Raw genomic sequence first — 15560 nt, forward strand, 5'->3', positions numbered from 1 at the left:
GAGCTCACTGCGAGACGGCCCGGAGCGCGCCGGGCCATACTCGACAACATGACTCTCCCGCTGCGCGATGTCTACGCCGAGCCCACGCTCGCCGACGTGATGCCGTCGGTACTCGCGTCCGCGGGGGTATCCGGTGAACGCAACCGGCTCGAACTGACCGACAGTGCGCACACGGTCGTGCTTCTCGTCGACGGTATGGGATGGGAACTGCTGCAGCGCAACAAGGCAGCCGCTCCCTTTCTCAACGATCTTCCCGGGCGCCCGATTCGTGCGGGATTCCCCACGACGACCGCGACCAGCATCGCGTCGCTCGGCACGGGCTTGCCGTCCGGGCGTCACGGCATCACCGGGTACCAGTCGTACGTCGCGGAAGCCGAGACCGCGGTGAACTGGCTGGGCTGGACGGCGGCGGGGACCTCACTCGATCAACGAGACACGCTCGTTCCCGAGCAGGTCCAACCCCACCCGACGGCGTTCGAGCGCGGACATGCCGCGGGTCTGGCCGTCACGACCGTCGTGCCCAGGGCGTTCGACGGCAGCGGCCTGACGCGCGCTGTGTTGCGCGGCGGCAGGTTCGTCGGAGTCTCCGCGTATGGCGACCTGCTTGCGGAAGTCGTCGCCGCGGCACGCTCAGGCGAGCGGAACCTTGTCTACTGCTACCTCTCCGAGGTGGACACACTCGGCCACGTATACGGGCCGGAATCCCAGGCGTGGCTCGCGCAACTCACCGTGGTCGACCGGTTCGTCGAACAACTCGCCGCAACACTTCCGGACGGAACCCGTCTGCTGATCACGGCAGACCACGGGATGGTCGACGCCTCGCGTGGGCGGCGCGTGGATTTCGACGGAAACCCGGGTCTCGAAGAAGATGTCGACGTGATCGCCGGTGAGCCTCGGTGCCGCCACATCCACACCGGTCGAGTGGACCGGGTCCTGGAACGATGGGGGAACGAACTCGGCGACGACTTCTGGGTGGGCACTCGCGACGAGGTGCTGTCGGCGGGACTGTTCGGCCCCGACCCGGACCCCGCGATCACCGGGCGGATCGGCGACATCGTCGTGATCGGCCGAGGGGAGTCCGCGGTCGTCCGCAGCCACGGCGAGCGAACACTCTCCAACCTGCCGGGCCAGCACGGCGCGCTCACGGACGACGAACTTCTCGTGCCTCTTCTCCAATTCCGGTAACGCCTCCGGCGCCGGAAACGCCACCGCACGATCGCGGTGTGCCACCTAGTGTGTTCACATGCGCGCTTCCGCTCCCCTCACCTGGCACGAACGCACGAGCAGGACCGCCTTGATCATCCTGTGGGTAGCCAGGCTTCTGTTCAAGCCGCTTCTGAGCCTCTGGCCGAGCAACGATTTCGGCATCTCGATTCTCGGCAGGCTTTCGTGGGTGGTGGACAGGATCACTCCCAGACCGCGGACCGTGCACATCACCGATACCGAACTCGGTGGTGTGCCGGGCGAGCAGATCATCTCGCCGAAACCCGTGGAAGATCCGCTCGAGAACGCCACCATCCTGTACTTCCACGGGGGTGGGTTCATCTTCTGCGGTCCGTCCACCCACCGGCAACTGTGCGTGCAACTGGCGCTCGAATCGGGTGCGCCGGTGTATTCGATGGACTACCGCCAGGTGCCGGTCGTTCCTGTCGCGGGATCGGTGCAGGACGCGATGAGGGCCTACGAGGCTCTGCTCGACATCGCGGACGACCCGACCCACATCGTGGTCGCAGGCGACTCCGCGGGCGGATACCTGGCCGCGAAGGTGGCCGAGATCGCCGCCCTTCGTGGGATCCAGGCGCCGGCGGCGGTCATCGGCTACTCGCCGTTGTTGAATCTGGAGCTCGACCAGCACGACCGGGCCTACATGCTCAAGGACGCGTACCTGCCGATCAAGGCGCTCGACAAGCTACGTCCCCGATGGATCGGGGAGGAGGCGATCGAAGGAGAGATGAATCCCGTCGACGCCGACCCCACCCTGTATCCGCCGATGTTCTTCTCCGCAGCCGAGTACGAACTCACTCGGCCCGATGTCGAAACCATGACCGGTCGTCTCGCTGACGCGGGTGGCGTCGTCGAAACACATCTGTGGCGCGGACAGGTACACGCGTGGCCGGTTCTCGCACGGGCATTGCCCGAAGCGCGGGAACTCATCACGCTCAGCATTGCTTTCGCACGACGCGCGGTCGTGGCGCTGGGGGACGGCCGCGCCGCCTGAGGCAACGGCCACCCCGCGAAGATTACGGATTCGCGCGGGTGATGCGCGGTCGCAGCCAGTCGACGAGATCGCCGAGTACCCGGTCGTTCTCGGGTTCGTTGAAGACCTCGTGGAACAGGCCGTCGTAGACCTTCTTCGTCAGATCGTCCGATCCGGCGCGGTCCGCGACGAGTTCGGTTCCGGCGGGGTCGGCGAGTGTGTCGGCGGAGCCGTGGAGGACGAGCAGCGGCAACGCCAGGTCCGGAAGACGCTGCGCGACGCTCTCCTCGTTGAGGACGAGTACCCGAGCGATACCGGCGGGGACGAGACCGTGATGCACGAGCGGATCCGCGTCGTACGCGGCAACGACCGCCGGGTCGCGGGAGACGGCTTTGCTGTCGAGTTTCTGGACGGGCACGTCGGGCAGTACCCGTCCGATCAGCTTGCCCAGTTCCACGACCGGCTTCGGCGTGCCGGTGGTCACGACCAGCGCGGGACCGGACAGGACGAGCGCGGTGAGCCGGTCCTGGTGATCGAGGGCGTACGCGAGGGCGATCGCACCGCCCATGGAATGCCCGAGAAGGAACGCCGGCAGGCCGGGGTGGGAGGAGGTCGCGATGTCGAACAGGGTGTCGAGGTCGTCTGTGAACTCGGCCATCGTGCGCGCGTGCAGTCGTTTGCCGCCCGACCGGCCGTGCCCACGATGGTCCGGTGCATAGACGACGATGCCGAGGTCGGTGAGCCGTTCGGCGACGTGGTCGTAGCGGCGTGCGTGCTCACCGAGACCGTGCGCCAGTACGAGAATCGCGACGGGAGCGTCCTCCGGCGACCACACGTCGTACACGATTCGCGTGCCGTTTCCGCCGGTGAACGAGGACTCGGTGTGCTGCATGGGGTCTCCTGCCGGGTGGGCGACGTGGTGCCTCCCGCATCCTCGCACGGCAGACCGCCTTCTCCGGGTCTCGCACGAGGGAGGTCGGGCGAACAATTCGATTGACGCTTCGGCGTGCATCGGTACCCTGGATGTCGTGATTCAGGCACTCATCTTCCACTGACGCCCGCCCGGCCCGCCCTTCCCGCGCGACGGGAACTGCGACGCGGGCTGTGTCTGTGTCCATCGGCCGATGACCCGGCCGTTCGTCGGAACCGAGGCGACTCCCCACCACAGTGGTCCGAGGATGCCCGGTATGCGGAGGAAGAATGACTACCAGCATTACCCTGCCTCGCCGTTCACGTGCACAACTCGGAGCAGTCGACGTCCACATCGCCCGCGGGGGTCACCCCGTCCTGCAGGGCGTCGACCTGGCCGTTTCGCCCGGATCCCGCATCGGTGTCGTCGGTGAGAACGGTCAGGGAAAATCCACGTTGATCCACATTCTCGCGGGCACGCTCGAGCCCGATTCCGGTTCCGTCCGCCGGTTCGGATCGCTCGGCGTCGCGGAACAGGAAATGACGGTCACGCCTGGGCGCACGGTCGGCGACTTGATCGACATCGAACTTGCTGCCGCCCGTGCGGCGTTGCGCATTCTGGACGACAGCGCCGTCGGACTCTCCGAAGGCAGGTCCGCTGCTGCGGAAACGTACGCACGGGCGCTCGAGGCAGCCGAACAACTCGAGGCGTGGGACGCCGATCGCCGAGTGGATACGGCACTCGAGGCGCTCGATGCGGTGACCGACCGGTCACGCCTGCTGTCCGAGATGTCGGTGGGGCAGCGATACCGGGTCCGTCTCGCGGCCTTGCTCGGCGCGGAACACGACTTCCTGCTCCTCGACGAGCCCACGAACCACCTCGACGCCGACGGCCTCGACTACCTCACCGAGCGTTTGCAGCAGACGCGCAGCGGTCTCGTGCTGGTCAGCCACGACCGGGCGCTGCTGTCCGATGTCGCGACCTCGATCCTGGATCTGAACCCGAGCCGTGACGGAAGGCCCCGTCTTTACGGTGGCGGTTACGCCGGTTACCGGGAGGGACGAAAAGCCGAGTACGCGCGTTGGGTCGACGAATACAACCGTCAGGAGGCCGAGCGTGCTCGGCTCGCCGGTGAACTCGAACATGCCCGTGACCGACTCGTCGACGGATGGCGCCCCGACAAGGGGACGGGAAAACACCAGCGTGCGACCCGGGCTCCCGGGTTGGTGCGGTCCGTCCATCGTCGCCAGGACGCGCTCGACGATCAGGAGATCACCACACCTGTTCCGCCACTGCGGTTCACGATGCCGCCGCTCGGCGCGGAATTGGACCTGATCGAGCCGGATGCGCCGCTGATCCGGGCGGAACATGTGGCGGTCGCGGGCCGGCTCGACAGGCCCGTCTCCCTCTCCGTGCTCGCGGGTTCGCGGCTGGTCGTGACCGGACCGAATGGGGCCGGCAAGTCCACGCTGCTCGCGGTGCTGGGGCAGACGGTCGAGCCGACGTCCGGAACCCTCGTCGTGGATCCGGTGGTTCGGGTCGGGTTGCTCGCCCAGGAGTCGGCGCCGCCGTCCGGCAAGCGGGTCCGCGAGGCCTACGACACCCATCTCGGCATACTCGTCGCCCACGGTGTGGTGCCCGAGGACCGGACGGTGCCACTGGAAGACCTGGGACTGCTCGCCGACGCGGACCTGGACAAGCGGGTGCGGGATCTGTCGATGGGCCAGCAACGTCGTCTCGACCTGGCGATGATGCTCGCGGCCCGGCCGCATGTCCTGCTCCTCGACGAACCGACGAACCATCTCTCGATCACGCTGGTGGACGAGCTGACCGAGGCGTTGGACGCGACCGACGCCGCGGTCGTGCTCGCAACCCACGACCGTCAGCTGCGCAGGGACGTCGCCGGGTGGAAGCACCTGAATCCGAGTGGCGATCCGGGAGAGAACGAGGCGGCATGAGCCGGACCGCGGGCGCGATGCCCGTGCAGGCCGCAGCAGGCTTCAGCTTTCGGCACCGCGCACGCCGGCCGGAGGGTTGGCCGCCGCGGGAACGATGGAGTGGGCGAGCGCCTGGACGAGAAACTCGAGTTCGGGGGTCGGCGTCGCCCCGCTCCGCACGACACCACACACCGGCACGCGGAGCCGATGGTCGGTTTCGCGCATGAACTTCAGGCCCTTGTGCGGGGTCTCGGCTGCCGTGCCCGCGTAGAGCACCGTCCACGCGCGGGGGTTGGTGATGACCTCGAGGGTCGCGGTGTGGTCGCTGGCAATCGGGGGTCCGAGCCGGACGCGCCGCCCGACCTCGACGAACGCGTCTTCGACCACACGATGCAGCAGCACCTGGTTGTTGCGCGGCGGCAGCAACAGCGGATAGTGCGCCAGTTCGCCGAGTTGCACCGTGGAGAAGGCGGACAACGGGTGCCTGGTGGAAGTGACGATCACGAGGTCCTCGATCCCGAGGCGGATCGCCTCGAGTCCGGGGCGGTCCACGTCGCCGCGGATCAACGCGAGATCGGCTTCGCCCGACGCGACCGCGTTCACCCGGTCGGTGAAGTCCTTGATGACGAATTCGACATCGAGGTTGGGGTGGCGTTCGCGAACCCGGGAGATGGCATCGAGGCTCTGCGACGCGAAGCTCATGTTCGCGGTGATCCGGATGCTTCCCCGCGGTTCGTGGCCGACTTCGAGCGCGCGTGCCTCGAGGCTGAGCACCTCGGCGGCAATCGGCATGAGCCGCACTCCTGCCGGGGTGAGCTTCACCGCGCGGGTCGAGCGCTCGAACAGCTTCGCGCCGACCTGCTGTTCCAGCTTCGCGATCTGATGACTGATCGCGGACTGGGAGATGAAGCATCTCTCCGCTGCCCGCGAGAAGCTCGTCTCCTCGCCCACGGCCAGGAAGTACCTCAGTTGCCGGAAGTCCATCACGCACCTATTTATGAGCAGAACAGATAACAGTTCCCCGAATATCCCAGGTTACTGGATCTGCAATGGGGGTGAAACCTAGGTTGGACTAATACATGAACTCGACTGGAGGTATTGCTCGCGTGGCTGAGACAGGAAAGGAAGAGACGGACATCGTCGAACGGACAGAGGTTGTGATCGTCGGTTCCGGCTTCGGCGCACTGGCGACGGCGAAGAAACTCGCCAAGGCCGGAAAGCCGTTCGTCCTCATCTCCGAGACCACCGAGCACCTGTTCCAGCCACTGCTCTACCAGGTCGCGACGGGCGTCATCTCGCCCGGTGAGATCGCCCCTTCGGTCCGTGCGATCCTCGCGAAGTACCCGCATGCCGACGTTCGGCTCGGCCGGGTCGTCGACGTGGACGCCGACGCCTCCACCGTCGTGTACGAGGCCGGCGGCGTCCGGCACACGCTCGGATACAGCCACCTCGTCGCCGCGACCGGTGCCCGGCAGGCGTACTTCGGCCGCGACGAGTTCGCCGACCTCACCTACGCGCTCAAGACGGTCGACGACGCCGAACGGCTCCGTCGCCAGATCGTGCGCTGCTTCGAGGAAGCGCACACCACGTCCGATCCGGAACGCCGGAAGAACCTGCTCAGCTTCATCGTGGTCGGAGCAGGGCCCACGGGTGTCGAGCTTGCCGGCCAGATCAAGGAACTCGCCCAGCGCTACTTCGCGGACGCGATCCACAACATCACCGCGGACGACGTCACCGTGACCCTCGTCGAGGGCGCCGACAAGGTGCTCCCGCCGTTCGGCGGCAAGCTGAGCGAGTACTCGAAGGAGTCGCTCGAAAAAGCGGGTGTCGACGTCGTGCTCAACACGCTCGTCACCGACATCGACGAGCACGGGGCGACGCTGTCCACCCGAACCACCGAGGAAACGCGTCGTCTCACGGCCGAGACGATCATCTGGTCCGCCGGCATCCAGGCCAACGACTTCGCCGCCGTGCTCGCGGAGCGCACCGGGTGTGAGACGGTCCGCGGCGGACGGTTGATGGTCGACGAAGACTTCACCGTGGGTCGCGCCGACAACATCTACGCCATCGGCGACATGGTCACGCTCGACAACCTGCCGGCGCAGTCGCCGTTCGCGATGCAGGGCGGCCGGCACGTCGCCAAGATGATCCTGGGCAAGACGCCCGCCGGTACCCCGTTCCGGTACAAGGACAAGGGCAGCATGGCGATCATCAACCGGTTCCGCGCCATCACGCGGGTCGGGAAGGTCGAACTCACGGGCTTCATCGCCTGGGTTCTGTGGCTCGCAGTGCACCTCGTCTACCTCGTGGGGTTCCGCAACCGCTACATCGCGGTGATGTCGTGGTGCGGATCGTTCCTCGGCCATCGGCGTCCGCACTTCTACTACGCGCAGGAGCCCACTCCGGTCGCCGCGCCCGAAAAGCCGGTCGCTGCGCCCGAGAAGCCGGTCTCAGTCGCCGATGGCGAGCCCGACAAGGAACCGGCACGAGCGTCCGCCTAGCCGATCCCTGCACTTCGTAGCCAGGACCCCGCCCGTCGCTACGGGCGGGGTCCTGGCATCTGCGACCCGGCCGAGCAGTTGCGAATAGAGGCAGCATCTGTGAGCCGAGACACATGCAGCCTCGGGGCATTGAGTTGACGGGCACGCGGCTCTAGAGTCACGTCGAATTGCGCAAAACGGGCGGCGGGGCCCGTGGGGGGACATGATCGAAGCGCACAGACGTCGGGCGGAACCTGGTGAACCCTTCCGAAGCTGCTGCAGCCGAAGCAGTTCGGCCGTTACAGGTCCGCGAACCCCGGAGGAGTGACCCATGAACGGCGGCCCAGGCTCGGTGGCGACGCCCCGGATAGGGTGCGATCTGGTGACGGTCGCCGACGTAGCCCGCAGCATCGACCTCTTCGGTGACCGGTACCTGCGACGCATCTTCACCCCGCACGAACTGTCGGTCTGTACGGGAGCCGCCCGCGTCCAGCGACTCGCCGCCCGGTTCGCGGCGAAGGAAGCCGTGATGAAAGTGCTCCGGCCGCGCGACGAGGCGATCCCGTGGCGCTCCATCGAAATACACCGTGAACCGTGGGGCGGATGTTCGGTGCTGCTCGACGGTAACGCTGCCGCACGTGCGTCGGATGAACAGTTGACCGATTTCCAGGTGTCGCTGTCCCACGAACCCGAATACGCTCTCGCAACCGTGGCCGCGACCCGCTCAGCAGTGACAGAAGCCCAGCAGTAATAGAAGCCCAGCAGTGACAGAAAGAGAACAGGCATGACTGAACAGGCAATCCGCAAGGTGCTCGACGAGCACGCCAAACTGTCGGTCGACGCCACCGATCTCGATCTCGCCGCCGATCTCTATGAACTCGGGCTGACCTCCCACGCGAGCGTCAACGTGATGCTCGCGCTCGAAGACACCTTCGACATCGAATTTCCCGACGAACTCCTGCGTAAGAGCACCTTTGCGAGTGTCGATTCGATCCGTTCGGCCCTCACCGAATTGGGTGTCGGGTGAGCGTCGTCGACGCGTCGTTCGGCAGTGCGTCCACCCGGCTGTCGCTGCGCGAGCGAGCGGAGATCGTGGGCCGCGACGTCGCAGCGGTGTGGGCGGACGACGTCGACCGCGGGGCCCGGTTCCCGCACGAGGCCGTCGACGCCCTGCGCTCCCACAAGTTGCTTGCGTGCGCCGTTCCGGCGGCGGACGGCGGTGAGGACGCGTCGCTGAGCGACCTGTGCGAGATCGCACGCATTCTCGGCCGTTACTGCGCCTCCACCGCGATGATCTTCGCGATGCACCAGACGCAGATTCTGTCGCTCGTGCGGCACTCGTCGCCGGGTGTGCGCGACTTCGTGGTGGAGGCCGCGCAGCACGACTATCTCATCGCATCTGCCACGACCGAACTCGGCACCGGCGGTGACGTGCGCAGCAGCCTGTGTGCCGTCGAGCGGGTCGACGACTCGGTCAGAGTCGTCAAGAACGCGCCTGTCATCTCCTACGGTGAGTACGCCGACGCGATCCTGGTGACGGCGCGCCGCACGATCGAGAGCCCGCCGAGCGACCAGGTTCTCGTCGTGTGCCCCAAGGAAGGTCTCGCTCTCGAACCGACCGGCCCGTGGAACACCTTGGGGCTGCGAGGCACGTGCAGTCCCGGGTTCATGTTGACCGCAACGACTTCCGCCGATCTGATCGTCGGCACGACGTATTCGGAAATCTCCTCGCGCACCATGCTTCCCGTATCGCACAGTGTGTGGTCGGCCGTGTGGCTTGGGATCGCCGACGCTGCCATGGAAAAGGCGCGCGCCTACGTGCGGTCGGCCGCTCGCAAGCAACCAGGCGTCACCCCGCCCTGTGCGCTGCGTCTCGCGGAAGCGGCCGCCGCGCACCAGCAGTTCGCCGATCTCGTGTTTTCGTCCGCGGGACGTTTCGACCGCGCCACCGCTGCGGACGCCGGCACTGCGGCGGCCGAAGCACTGACGGGCATGGGGTTCTCGCTCGCCATGAACAACCTCAAGGTCAGCGCGTCGACGGCCGTCGTGGACCTCGTGAATCGCGCGATGCTCATCTGTGGAATCGCGGGCTACCGCGAAGACAGCCAGTATTCGCTCGGCCGGCATCTGCGCGACGCGCACGGCGCCGCGGTAATGGTCAACAACGACCGCATCATGAACAACTCCGCACAGATGTCGATCGCATACCGAGGGACGATATGACCAGCACGACCGTCGGCGACCTCACGGATCTCGAGCAGGCACGCCTCGAGTTCCAGCAGCAGTTGCTCGCCGCGGGCCTGCTCATCGAGACCGCAGTTCCCGGGTTGTACGGGCGCTCCGGGGAATTCGAAGACATCGTCGACGGAATCGACCGTGTCGTCGTCGCTGCGGGCCCCGGTGCCGCGGCCACCCGTTTGCGCTTCCCTCCGGTTTTCCCGCGCACGAGTTTCGAGCGCACCGACTACATCGCCTCGTTCCCGCACCTGACGGGCGCGGTGACTACCTTCGCGGGTACCAACGCCGAACACGCCGAGTTGCTTGCTGCTCGGGCACGTGGCGAAGCGTGGGATTCGTGGCTCGAACCCGCCGATACCGTTCTGGTGTCGGCGGCGTGCCATCCCGCGTACGCGAGGTACAGCGGCACACTGCGTGACGGCGGCAAACTGCTCGACGTCTACGGCTACTGCTTCCGGCACGAACCCGCGATCGACCCGGCGCGCATGCAAGCGTTCCGCATGCACGAGTTCGTTTGTCTGGGAACAGCCGACGCCGCCGAACAGCACCGCGATTCGTGGATCGAACGTGGCCTCGGCGTCCTGGATTCGCTCGGACTCGACGCCACGGCCGTGCCGGCCAACGACCCGTTCTTCGGCAGGGCGGGACGCATGCTCGCCGCGAACCAGCGTCATGAGAACCTGAAGACCGAACTGACGGTGCGGTTGTACGGTGACCTCGACGAGGGCACCGCCGTGGTGTCGTGCAACTGTCACCGCGAGCACTTCGGGGACACCTTCGGCATCACCACTGCGGACGGCGAGGTCGCCCACAGCGCGTGCGTAGGTTTCGGGATGGAGCGGATCGCGTTGGCGATGCTCCGCACCCACGGGACCGTGGTCGACGAATGGCCGCTGTCTTTGCGCAACAGGATGTTTCCGTGACCCGACGCCTCATCGACGTCCGGGTCGAAGACTATGTCCCGCATGCGATCCACGGCGCCGATCGGGTGTGGACCGAAACCAACTGCTACGTCGACCTGTGGGTCGAAGTCCTGCACGCGCTGGGACTCGACCCTGTTCCGGCCGCCGCGTGCGCCTTCTCCGCCCGTTTCGACGGCAGCCAGTGGACCTTTCTGAAGTTCAAGCCCGAAGACCTGTTCTCCCTGTACGGCATCGAAGTGGCGGAGATGAACGTCTGGCGCCGGCCCGTCGAACACCTCGAAACCAACGCCCGGGCAGGCTTGCTGTCCACGGTCGAGGTCGACGCATTCTGGCTTCCCGACACCGAGGGAACCGGTTATCGCACAGAGCATTCGAAGACGACGATCGTGCCAAACCTCATCGACGGCGAGGCGGAGGTTCTCGAATACTTCCACAACAGCGGTTACCATCGCCTCGTCGCCGAGGACTTCCGCGGAGTGTTCGGACTCGACGATCCGATTCCCTTGTGGCCGCCGTACATCGAGCAGGTGCGTCTCGATGTGTCGGTTCCGGAATGCGATGCGTTCGACGCGGTCGTGCGCCGTCATCTCCGCAACCGCTCGGTCGTCAACCCGGTTCGGGCCCTTGCCGAGTGTGTTCTCGAAGACATGGACCAGCTGCGTTCCGGTGGGATGACGCTGTTCCATCGGTGGACCTTCGGTGTGTTGCGTCAGTGCGGGGCGACCGCAGAACTCGCCGCCGACGTGTGTGACTACATGGAGAATCACGGCTACCCGGGCACGGCGGCCGCCGCGCCCGGTTTCCGGTCGGTGTCCGAGATGGCGAAGAGCGTGCAGTTCCGCATGGCCCGCGCAGCGCGGGGACGCACCGTCGACCCCGCCGAGCAACTCGACCTGATGGCCGACGCATGGGATGCCTCGATCACGGCGGCCGCACGCGCCGCCGGATCACGCTAGGGAGCACGCCCGCATGGATTTGCTTGCCGGAGCGCAGTGGCTCTGCGCTGCTGTCGATCCCGGTGCCGTCCGCCATCCCGACGAACTCGGCGCGGTCGAGACCCGGTGGTTGCCCGCTACCGTTCCGGGCACCGCGGCCGGCGCCGTCCGTGACGCCGACGGGGCGGAGGCGGCACGGCGGACACGGACCGACGCGAGCGACTGGTGGTTCGTCACCGACGTACCCGTGACCGGCGCCGGATCGTGGCGGCTCTTCTTCGACGGGTTGGCCACGCAGGCCGAGATCTGGGTCGGGGCGGAGTGCGTCGCGACGTCCGACTCGATGTTCCTGCCGCTCGAGGTGCTTCTCCACGACCTCCCGACCACGGTGCGCATCGCCCTGCGATTCCCCTCTCTGGACGCGGCGCTGAAAACCCGGCGGCCGCGGGGCCGGTGGCGGTCGTCGCTCGTTTCCGCACAGGGCCTTCGCTGGTTCCGCACCACCGTCCTCGGACGAGCACCCGTGTTCACCGGGGTACCCGCACCGGTCGGGCCGTGGCGCGACGTCCGTCTCGTCGACGCCGCCGACCGGGCGGTGCTCTCCCGCCGTCTCCGCACCACGATCACCGGGCAGGACGGCGTCGCCGAGATCGAGGTCGCGATAGCCGGTCCGGCGCCGGCGTCCGCCCGAGTGCGGGTGGGCGAACACCAAGCCCGCGCCGACATCGTCTCCGCACCGGATGGATCCTGCTCGATCCGCGCCCGTGTCACCGTGCCCGCCGCCCGGTTGTGGTGGCCGCACACCCACGGCCGTCCGTCCGGGTACCGCGTGGAACTGCACCTCGACGGCACTCCGATCGACCTCGGGACGATCGGCTTCCGAAGCGTCACCGGCGGGTACGAGGGGGACGGATTCGCGCTGCGGATCAACGGAATCGACGTGTTCTGCCGCGGGATCGTCTGGACCCCGGTCGATCCGATCGGTCTGAACGACCCGTCGGAGACCAGGCGGGTGCTCGAACGGTGTGTCGACGCCGGTATCAACATGATCCGGATCCCAGGCACCACGGTCTACGAGCACGACGACTTCTATTCGGATTGCGCAGAACTGGGCATCATGGTGTGGCAGGACGTCATGCTCGCGACGACCGATCCGCCCGACGACGCCGCATTCCGCACCTCCCTGGAACGCGAGGCGCGGTCATTCACGAGCAGACTCGCAGGCAACCCCGCGCTGGTGGTGTTGTGCGGCGGGAGTGAAACCGAACAGCAACCGGCCATGCTCGGATTGTCCCGGCCCGTCATCCCCGCGATCGACGAACTGCTCCCCGTGATCGCGGCGGCAGAGGCTCCCGACGCTCTTTGGGTGTCGTCGTCACCGTCGGCGCCCCCGGGTTCCGATGCGATGCCCATCGACGTGGGTTCCGGTGTGGCGCACTACTTCGGCGTGGGTGGTTATCGTCGGCCGTTCTCCGATGTCCGCACGGCAGGCGTGCGGTTCGCCGCGGAGTGTCTTGCGTTCTCCATTCCACCCGGAAACGATGCCATCGAAACAGAATTCGGCAGTGTGGCTGTTGCCGGTCACCACCCGAAGTGGAAGGCGGCCGTCCCGCGTGACAACGGTGCGTCGTGGGACTTCGAAGATGTGCGGGATCACTACGTACGCACCGTATTCGGGCTCGACCCGGCGACCGAACGTTGGGCCGATCCCGAACGCTACCTCGATCTCGGCCGCGCCGCCGTGTGCGAAGCTTTCACCGAGGTGCTCCAGCATTGGCGGCGGCCGGACTCGGGTTGCCGGGGCGCTCTGGTGCTGTCCGCCCGCGACATGGAACCCGGCGCCGGATGGGGCATCCTCGACCATGCCGGCGTCCCGAAGGCCCCGTGGTTCGTCCTGCGTCGTGTCTTCGCTCCTGTCACAGTGCTTCTCGTCGACGATGGGCTCGACGGGTTGAAGATCGTGGCGTTCAACGACACGGAGAAACCACTCGATGCCGCGTTGCACCTCCGTTCCCACACCCCCACGGGCGCCGTGCCGACAGATGTCGTCGTGCCGTTGCGGCTCGGTGCCCACGACGCACAAACACTGTCGTGGAATGTAGCCACCGCAGGTTTCGCGGATGTGAACCATGCATATCGTTTCGGGGCAAGGACATTCGATGCCGCTTCGGTGCAGATGCTCGGCCCCACCGGCGTCGTGCTGGCCGAGAGCGTTCATCTCGTCGGCGGTGCCGCCCGCCCCGTCGAGCGCAGTGTCGGCCTGCGCGCCACCGCACGTCGATCCGAAAAAGGCTGGTCGGTCACGGTGGAGACGGAGTACGCAGCCCAGTACGTGCGACTGGACGTGCGCGGCTTCGAAGCCGCAGATTCGTGGTTCCACTTGGCTCCCGGAGGTTCTCGCACGGTGGAGTTGCGAGCGACCGCAAGCAGCATCTCACCGTCCGGCCGTGTCGCGGCGCTCAATTCGGCTGGCACCGCTCCGATCCGTGTCGTGGCAGAGGATCAGCGAAACGTCGACACCGCCGCGGGTCGAGGCCGACGACCCGAGTGAACAGGCGACACGAATAAATACCGGTGTCGACGCGTGCGTTGCACCCCGCGAGGGGGTATATGTATTCGCAAGGGGGTCGCACACCCGCCGTGTCGTACGCGGTGGTGTTCGGTAGCGCGCCTCTCTCCCAGTTTTCCGAGAGGAGTCGAAGTGTCTATTCGATCCACATCCAACATGTCCCCGGTGCGCAACGAGCAGTCGCCCCGGCAAGCCCGACGCGTCGAACAGGACGGACCGTCGTTCACCGAGGTCGTCCACTCCCGGTTGTTCTCCAACTACGTGCCGCCCCGGGGGGAAGCCCACCGGATCGCCTGAAGCCGTCCGGCAGGGTGCGGCACACTGGGGTGATGAGTGCATCCACATCAACCCAGAGCACCCGCATCGTTCTCGCATCGCGCCCCGACGGCACACCCACCCCCGACAACTTCCGTACCGAGGTGGTGGACCTGCCGGAGGTCGGCGACGGCCAACTGCTCGTGCGAGTGGTCTATCTGTCGCTCGATCCGTACATGCGCGGGCGGATGAGCACCGCGAAGTCGTACGCTGCGCCTGTCGAACTCGGTGACGTCATGGTCGGTGGCACCGTCTGTCAGGTCGTCGAGTCCCGCGCCGCCGACATCGCCGCCGGTGACTACGTCCTGGCGGGAGCGGGATGGCAGACGCACGCCGTCGTCGACGCCAAGGCAGTGCGGAAACTCGACCCGGCGGCTGCCCCGATCTCGACCGCGGTCGGCGTGCTCGGAATGCCCGGATTCACAGCATATTCCGGACTTTTGAAGATCGGGCAGCCGAAGCCGGGCGAGACGGTGGCGGTCGCGGCTGCCACCGGTCCGGTGGGATCGGCAGTAGGCCAGATCGCCAAGCTGAAGGGTGCCCGAACCGTGGGCATCGCGGGTGGACCCGAAAAGTGCCGTGCCCTGACGGAGGAGTTCGGCTTCGACGTGGCGCTGGACCATCGCGATCCCGACTTCGCCCGGAAGCTGAAGGATGCGGTGCCCGAAGGCATCGATGTGTATTTCGAGAACGTCGGTGGTGCCGTCCAGGACGCGGTGTGGCCGCTGCTCAACACCTACGCTCGAATCCCGGTGTGCGGCCTCGTGGCGCAGTACAACGGTGCCGTGGAGGAGCGTGCCGACCGCCTGCCGGGATTCTTCTCGTCGGTGCTCACGAAGAGCCTGACCATCCGGGGCTTCATCCAGACCGAGTTCGTCAAGGAAATGTACGGCGATTTCCTGCGCGACGCCTCGGGCTGGGTTCGCGACGGGTCGCTGAAGTACCGCGAGGACATCGTCGAGGGACTGGAGAACGCACCGACGGCGTTCATCGGGATGCTCGCGGGCAAGAACTTCGGAAAGATGCTGGTGCGCGTGGCGCCCGAAAACTGAGCGG

The 15560-nt window shown here is 66.8% G+C and carries 14 protein-coding genes; 12 read left to right on the plus strand and 2 right to left on the minus strand.

The window, feature by feature from the left end; translation table 11 throughout:
• Window positions 1-48 precede the first annotated feature (48 nt).
• On the plus strand, window positions 49-1185 hold the full coding sequence (locus AC0B44_RS10010; protein ID WP_471902747.1) for an alkaline phosphatase family protein: 1137 nt from the start codon (window positions 49-51) through the stop codon (window positions 1183-1185).
• Between the two features lie 58 nt (window positions 1186-1243).
• Window positions 1244-2218 carry an alpha/beta hydrolase gene (locus tag AC0B44_RS10015; RefSeq protein ID WP_471902748.1) on the plus strand — a complete coding sequence of 325 codons (975 nt, stop codon included), beginning with the start codon at window positions 1244-1246 and terminating at the stop codon, window positions 2216-2218.
• Window positions 2219-2240: 22 nt separating this feature from the next.
• On the opposite strand, the gene AC0B44_RS10020 is transcribed toward AC0B44_RS10015, so the two are convergent.
• Window positions 2241-3089, minus strand: coding sequence for an alpha/beta hydrolase (locus AC0B44_RS10020; RefSeq protein WP_471902749.1), 849 nt, complete (start codon window positions 3087-3089; stop codon window positions 2241-2243).
• A 308-nt stretch (window positions 3090-3397) separates the two neighbouring features.
• Here AC0B44_RS10020 and AC0B44_RS10025 point away from each other — a divergent pair, with 308 nt between their 5' ends.
• Window positions 3398-5065 (plus strand): ABC-F family ATP-binding cassette domain-containing protein, encoded by a 1668-nt coding sequence (locus tag AC0B44_RS10025; RefSeq protein WP_471902750.1) that lies wholly within the window; start codon window positions 3398-3400, stop codon window positions 5063-5065.
• 42 nt (window positions 5066-5107) lie between these two features.
• On the opposite strand, the gene AC0B44_RS10030 is transcribed toward AC0B44_RS10025, so the two are convergent.
• Window positions 5108-6028 (minus strand): LysR family transcriptional regulator, encoded by a 921-nt coding sequence (locus AC0B44_RS10030; protein ID WP_471902751.1) that lies wholly within the window; start codon window positions 6026-6028, stop codon window positions 5108-5110.
• Window positions 6029-6180: 152 nt separating this feature from the next.
• On the opposite strand from AC0B44_RS10030, the gene AC0B44_RS10035 reads away from it, so the two are divergent.
• From AC0B44_RS10035 to AC0B44_RS10075, 9 genes are all read left to right on the plus strand, one after another.
• Window positions 6181-7545, plus strand: a complete 1365-nt coding sequence (locus AC0B44_RS10035; protein WP_471902862.1) for an NAD(P)/FAD-dependent oxidoreductase — start codon at window positions 6181-6183, stop codon at window positions 7543-7545.
• Window positions 7546-7855: 310 nt separating this feature from the next.
• The gene (locus AC0B44_RS10040; protein WP_471902752.1) at window positions 7856-8275 is read left to right on the plus strand and encodes a holo-ACP synthase; all 420 of its coding nucleotides are present in this window, start codon (window positions 7856-7858) and stop codon (window positions 8273-8275) included.
• A 33-nt stretch (window positions 8276-8308) separates the two neighbouring features.
• Window positions 8309-8551: an acyl carrier protein gene (locus AC0B44_RS10045; RefSeq protein ID WP_471902753.1), complete on the plus strand. Its 243-nt coding sequence runs from the start codon at window positions 8309-8311 to the stop codon at window positions 8549-8551.
• Window positions 8548-9747, plus strand: a complete 1200-nt coding sequence (locus tag AC0B44_RS10050) for an acyl-CoA dehydrogenase family protein (RefSeq protein WP_471902754.1) — start codon at window positions 8548-8550, stop codon at window positions 9745-9747. Before AC0B44_RS10045 ends, AC0B44_RS10050 begins: the two co-directional genes overlap by 4 nt.
• Window positions 9744-10685, plus strand: a complete 942-nt coding sequence (locus AC0B44_RS10055) for an amino acid--[acyl-carrier-protein] ligase (protein ID WP_471902755.1) — start codon at window positions 9744-9746, stop codon at window positions 10683-10685. The genes AC0B44_RS10050 and AC0B44_RS10055 overlap by 4 nt, the downstream gene beginning before the upstream one ends.
• Window positions 10682-11641 carry a DUF1839 family protein gene (locus tag AC0B44_RS10060; protein WP_471902756.1) on the plus strand — a complete coding sequence of 320 codons (960 nt, stop codon included), beginning with the start codon at window positions 10682-10684 and terminating at the stop codon, window positions 11639-11641. The genes AC0B44_RS10055 and AC0B44_RS10060 overlap by 4 nt, the downstream gene beginning before the upstream one ends.
• A 13-nt stretch (window positions 11642-11654) precedes the next feature.
• The gene (locus AC0B44_RS10065) at window positions 11655-14171 is read left to right on the plus strand and encodes a glycosyl hydrolase 2 galactose-binding domain-containing protein (RefSeq protein ID WP_471902757.1); all 2517 of its coding nucleotides are present in this window, start codon (window positions 11655-11657) and stop codon (window positions 14169-14171) included.
• A 150-nt stretch (window positions 14172-14321) separates the two neighbouring features.
• Entirely contained in the window at window positions 14322-14486 is a 165-nt protein-coding gene (locus AC0B44_RS10070; RefSeq protein WP_471902758.1) for a hypothetical protein, read from the plus strand.
• A 32-nt stretch (window positions 14487-14518) separates the two neighbouring features.
• The gene (locus tag AC0B44_RS10075) at window positions 14519-15556 is read left to right on the plus strand and encodes an NADP-dependent oxidoreductase (RefSeq protein ID WP_471902759.1); all 1038 of its coding nucleotides are present in this window, start codon (window positions 14519-14521) and stop codon (window positions 15554-15556) included.
• The last annotated feature ends 4 nt before the right edge of the window (window positions 15557-15560 follow it).

It is taken from the genome of Rhodococcus sp. NPDC019050 (genome assembly GCF_055664235.1).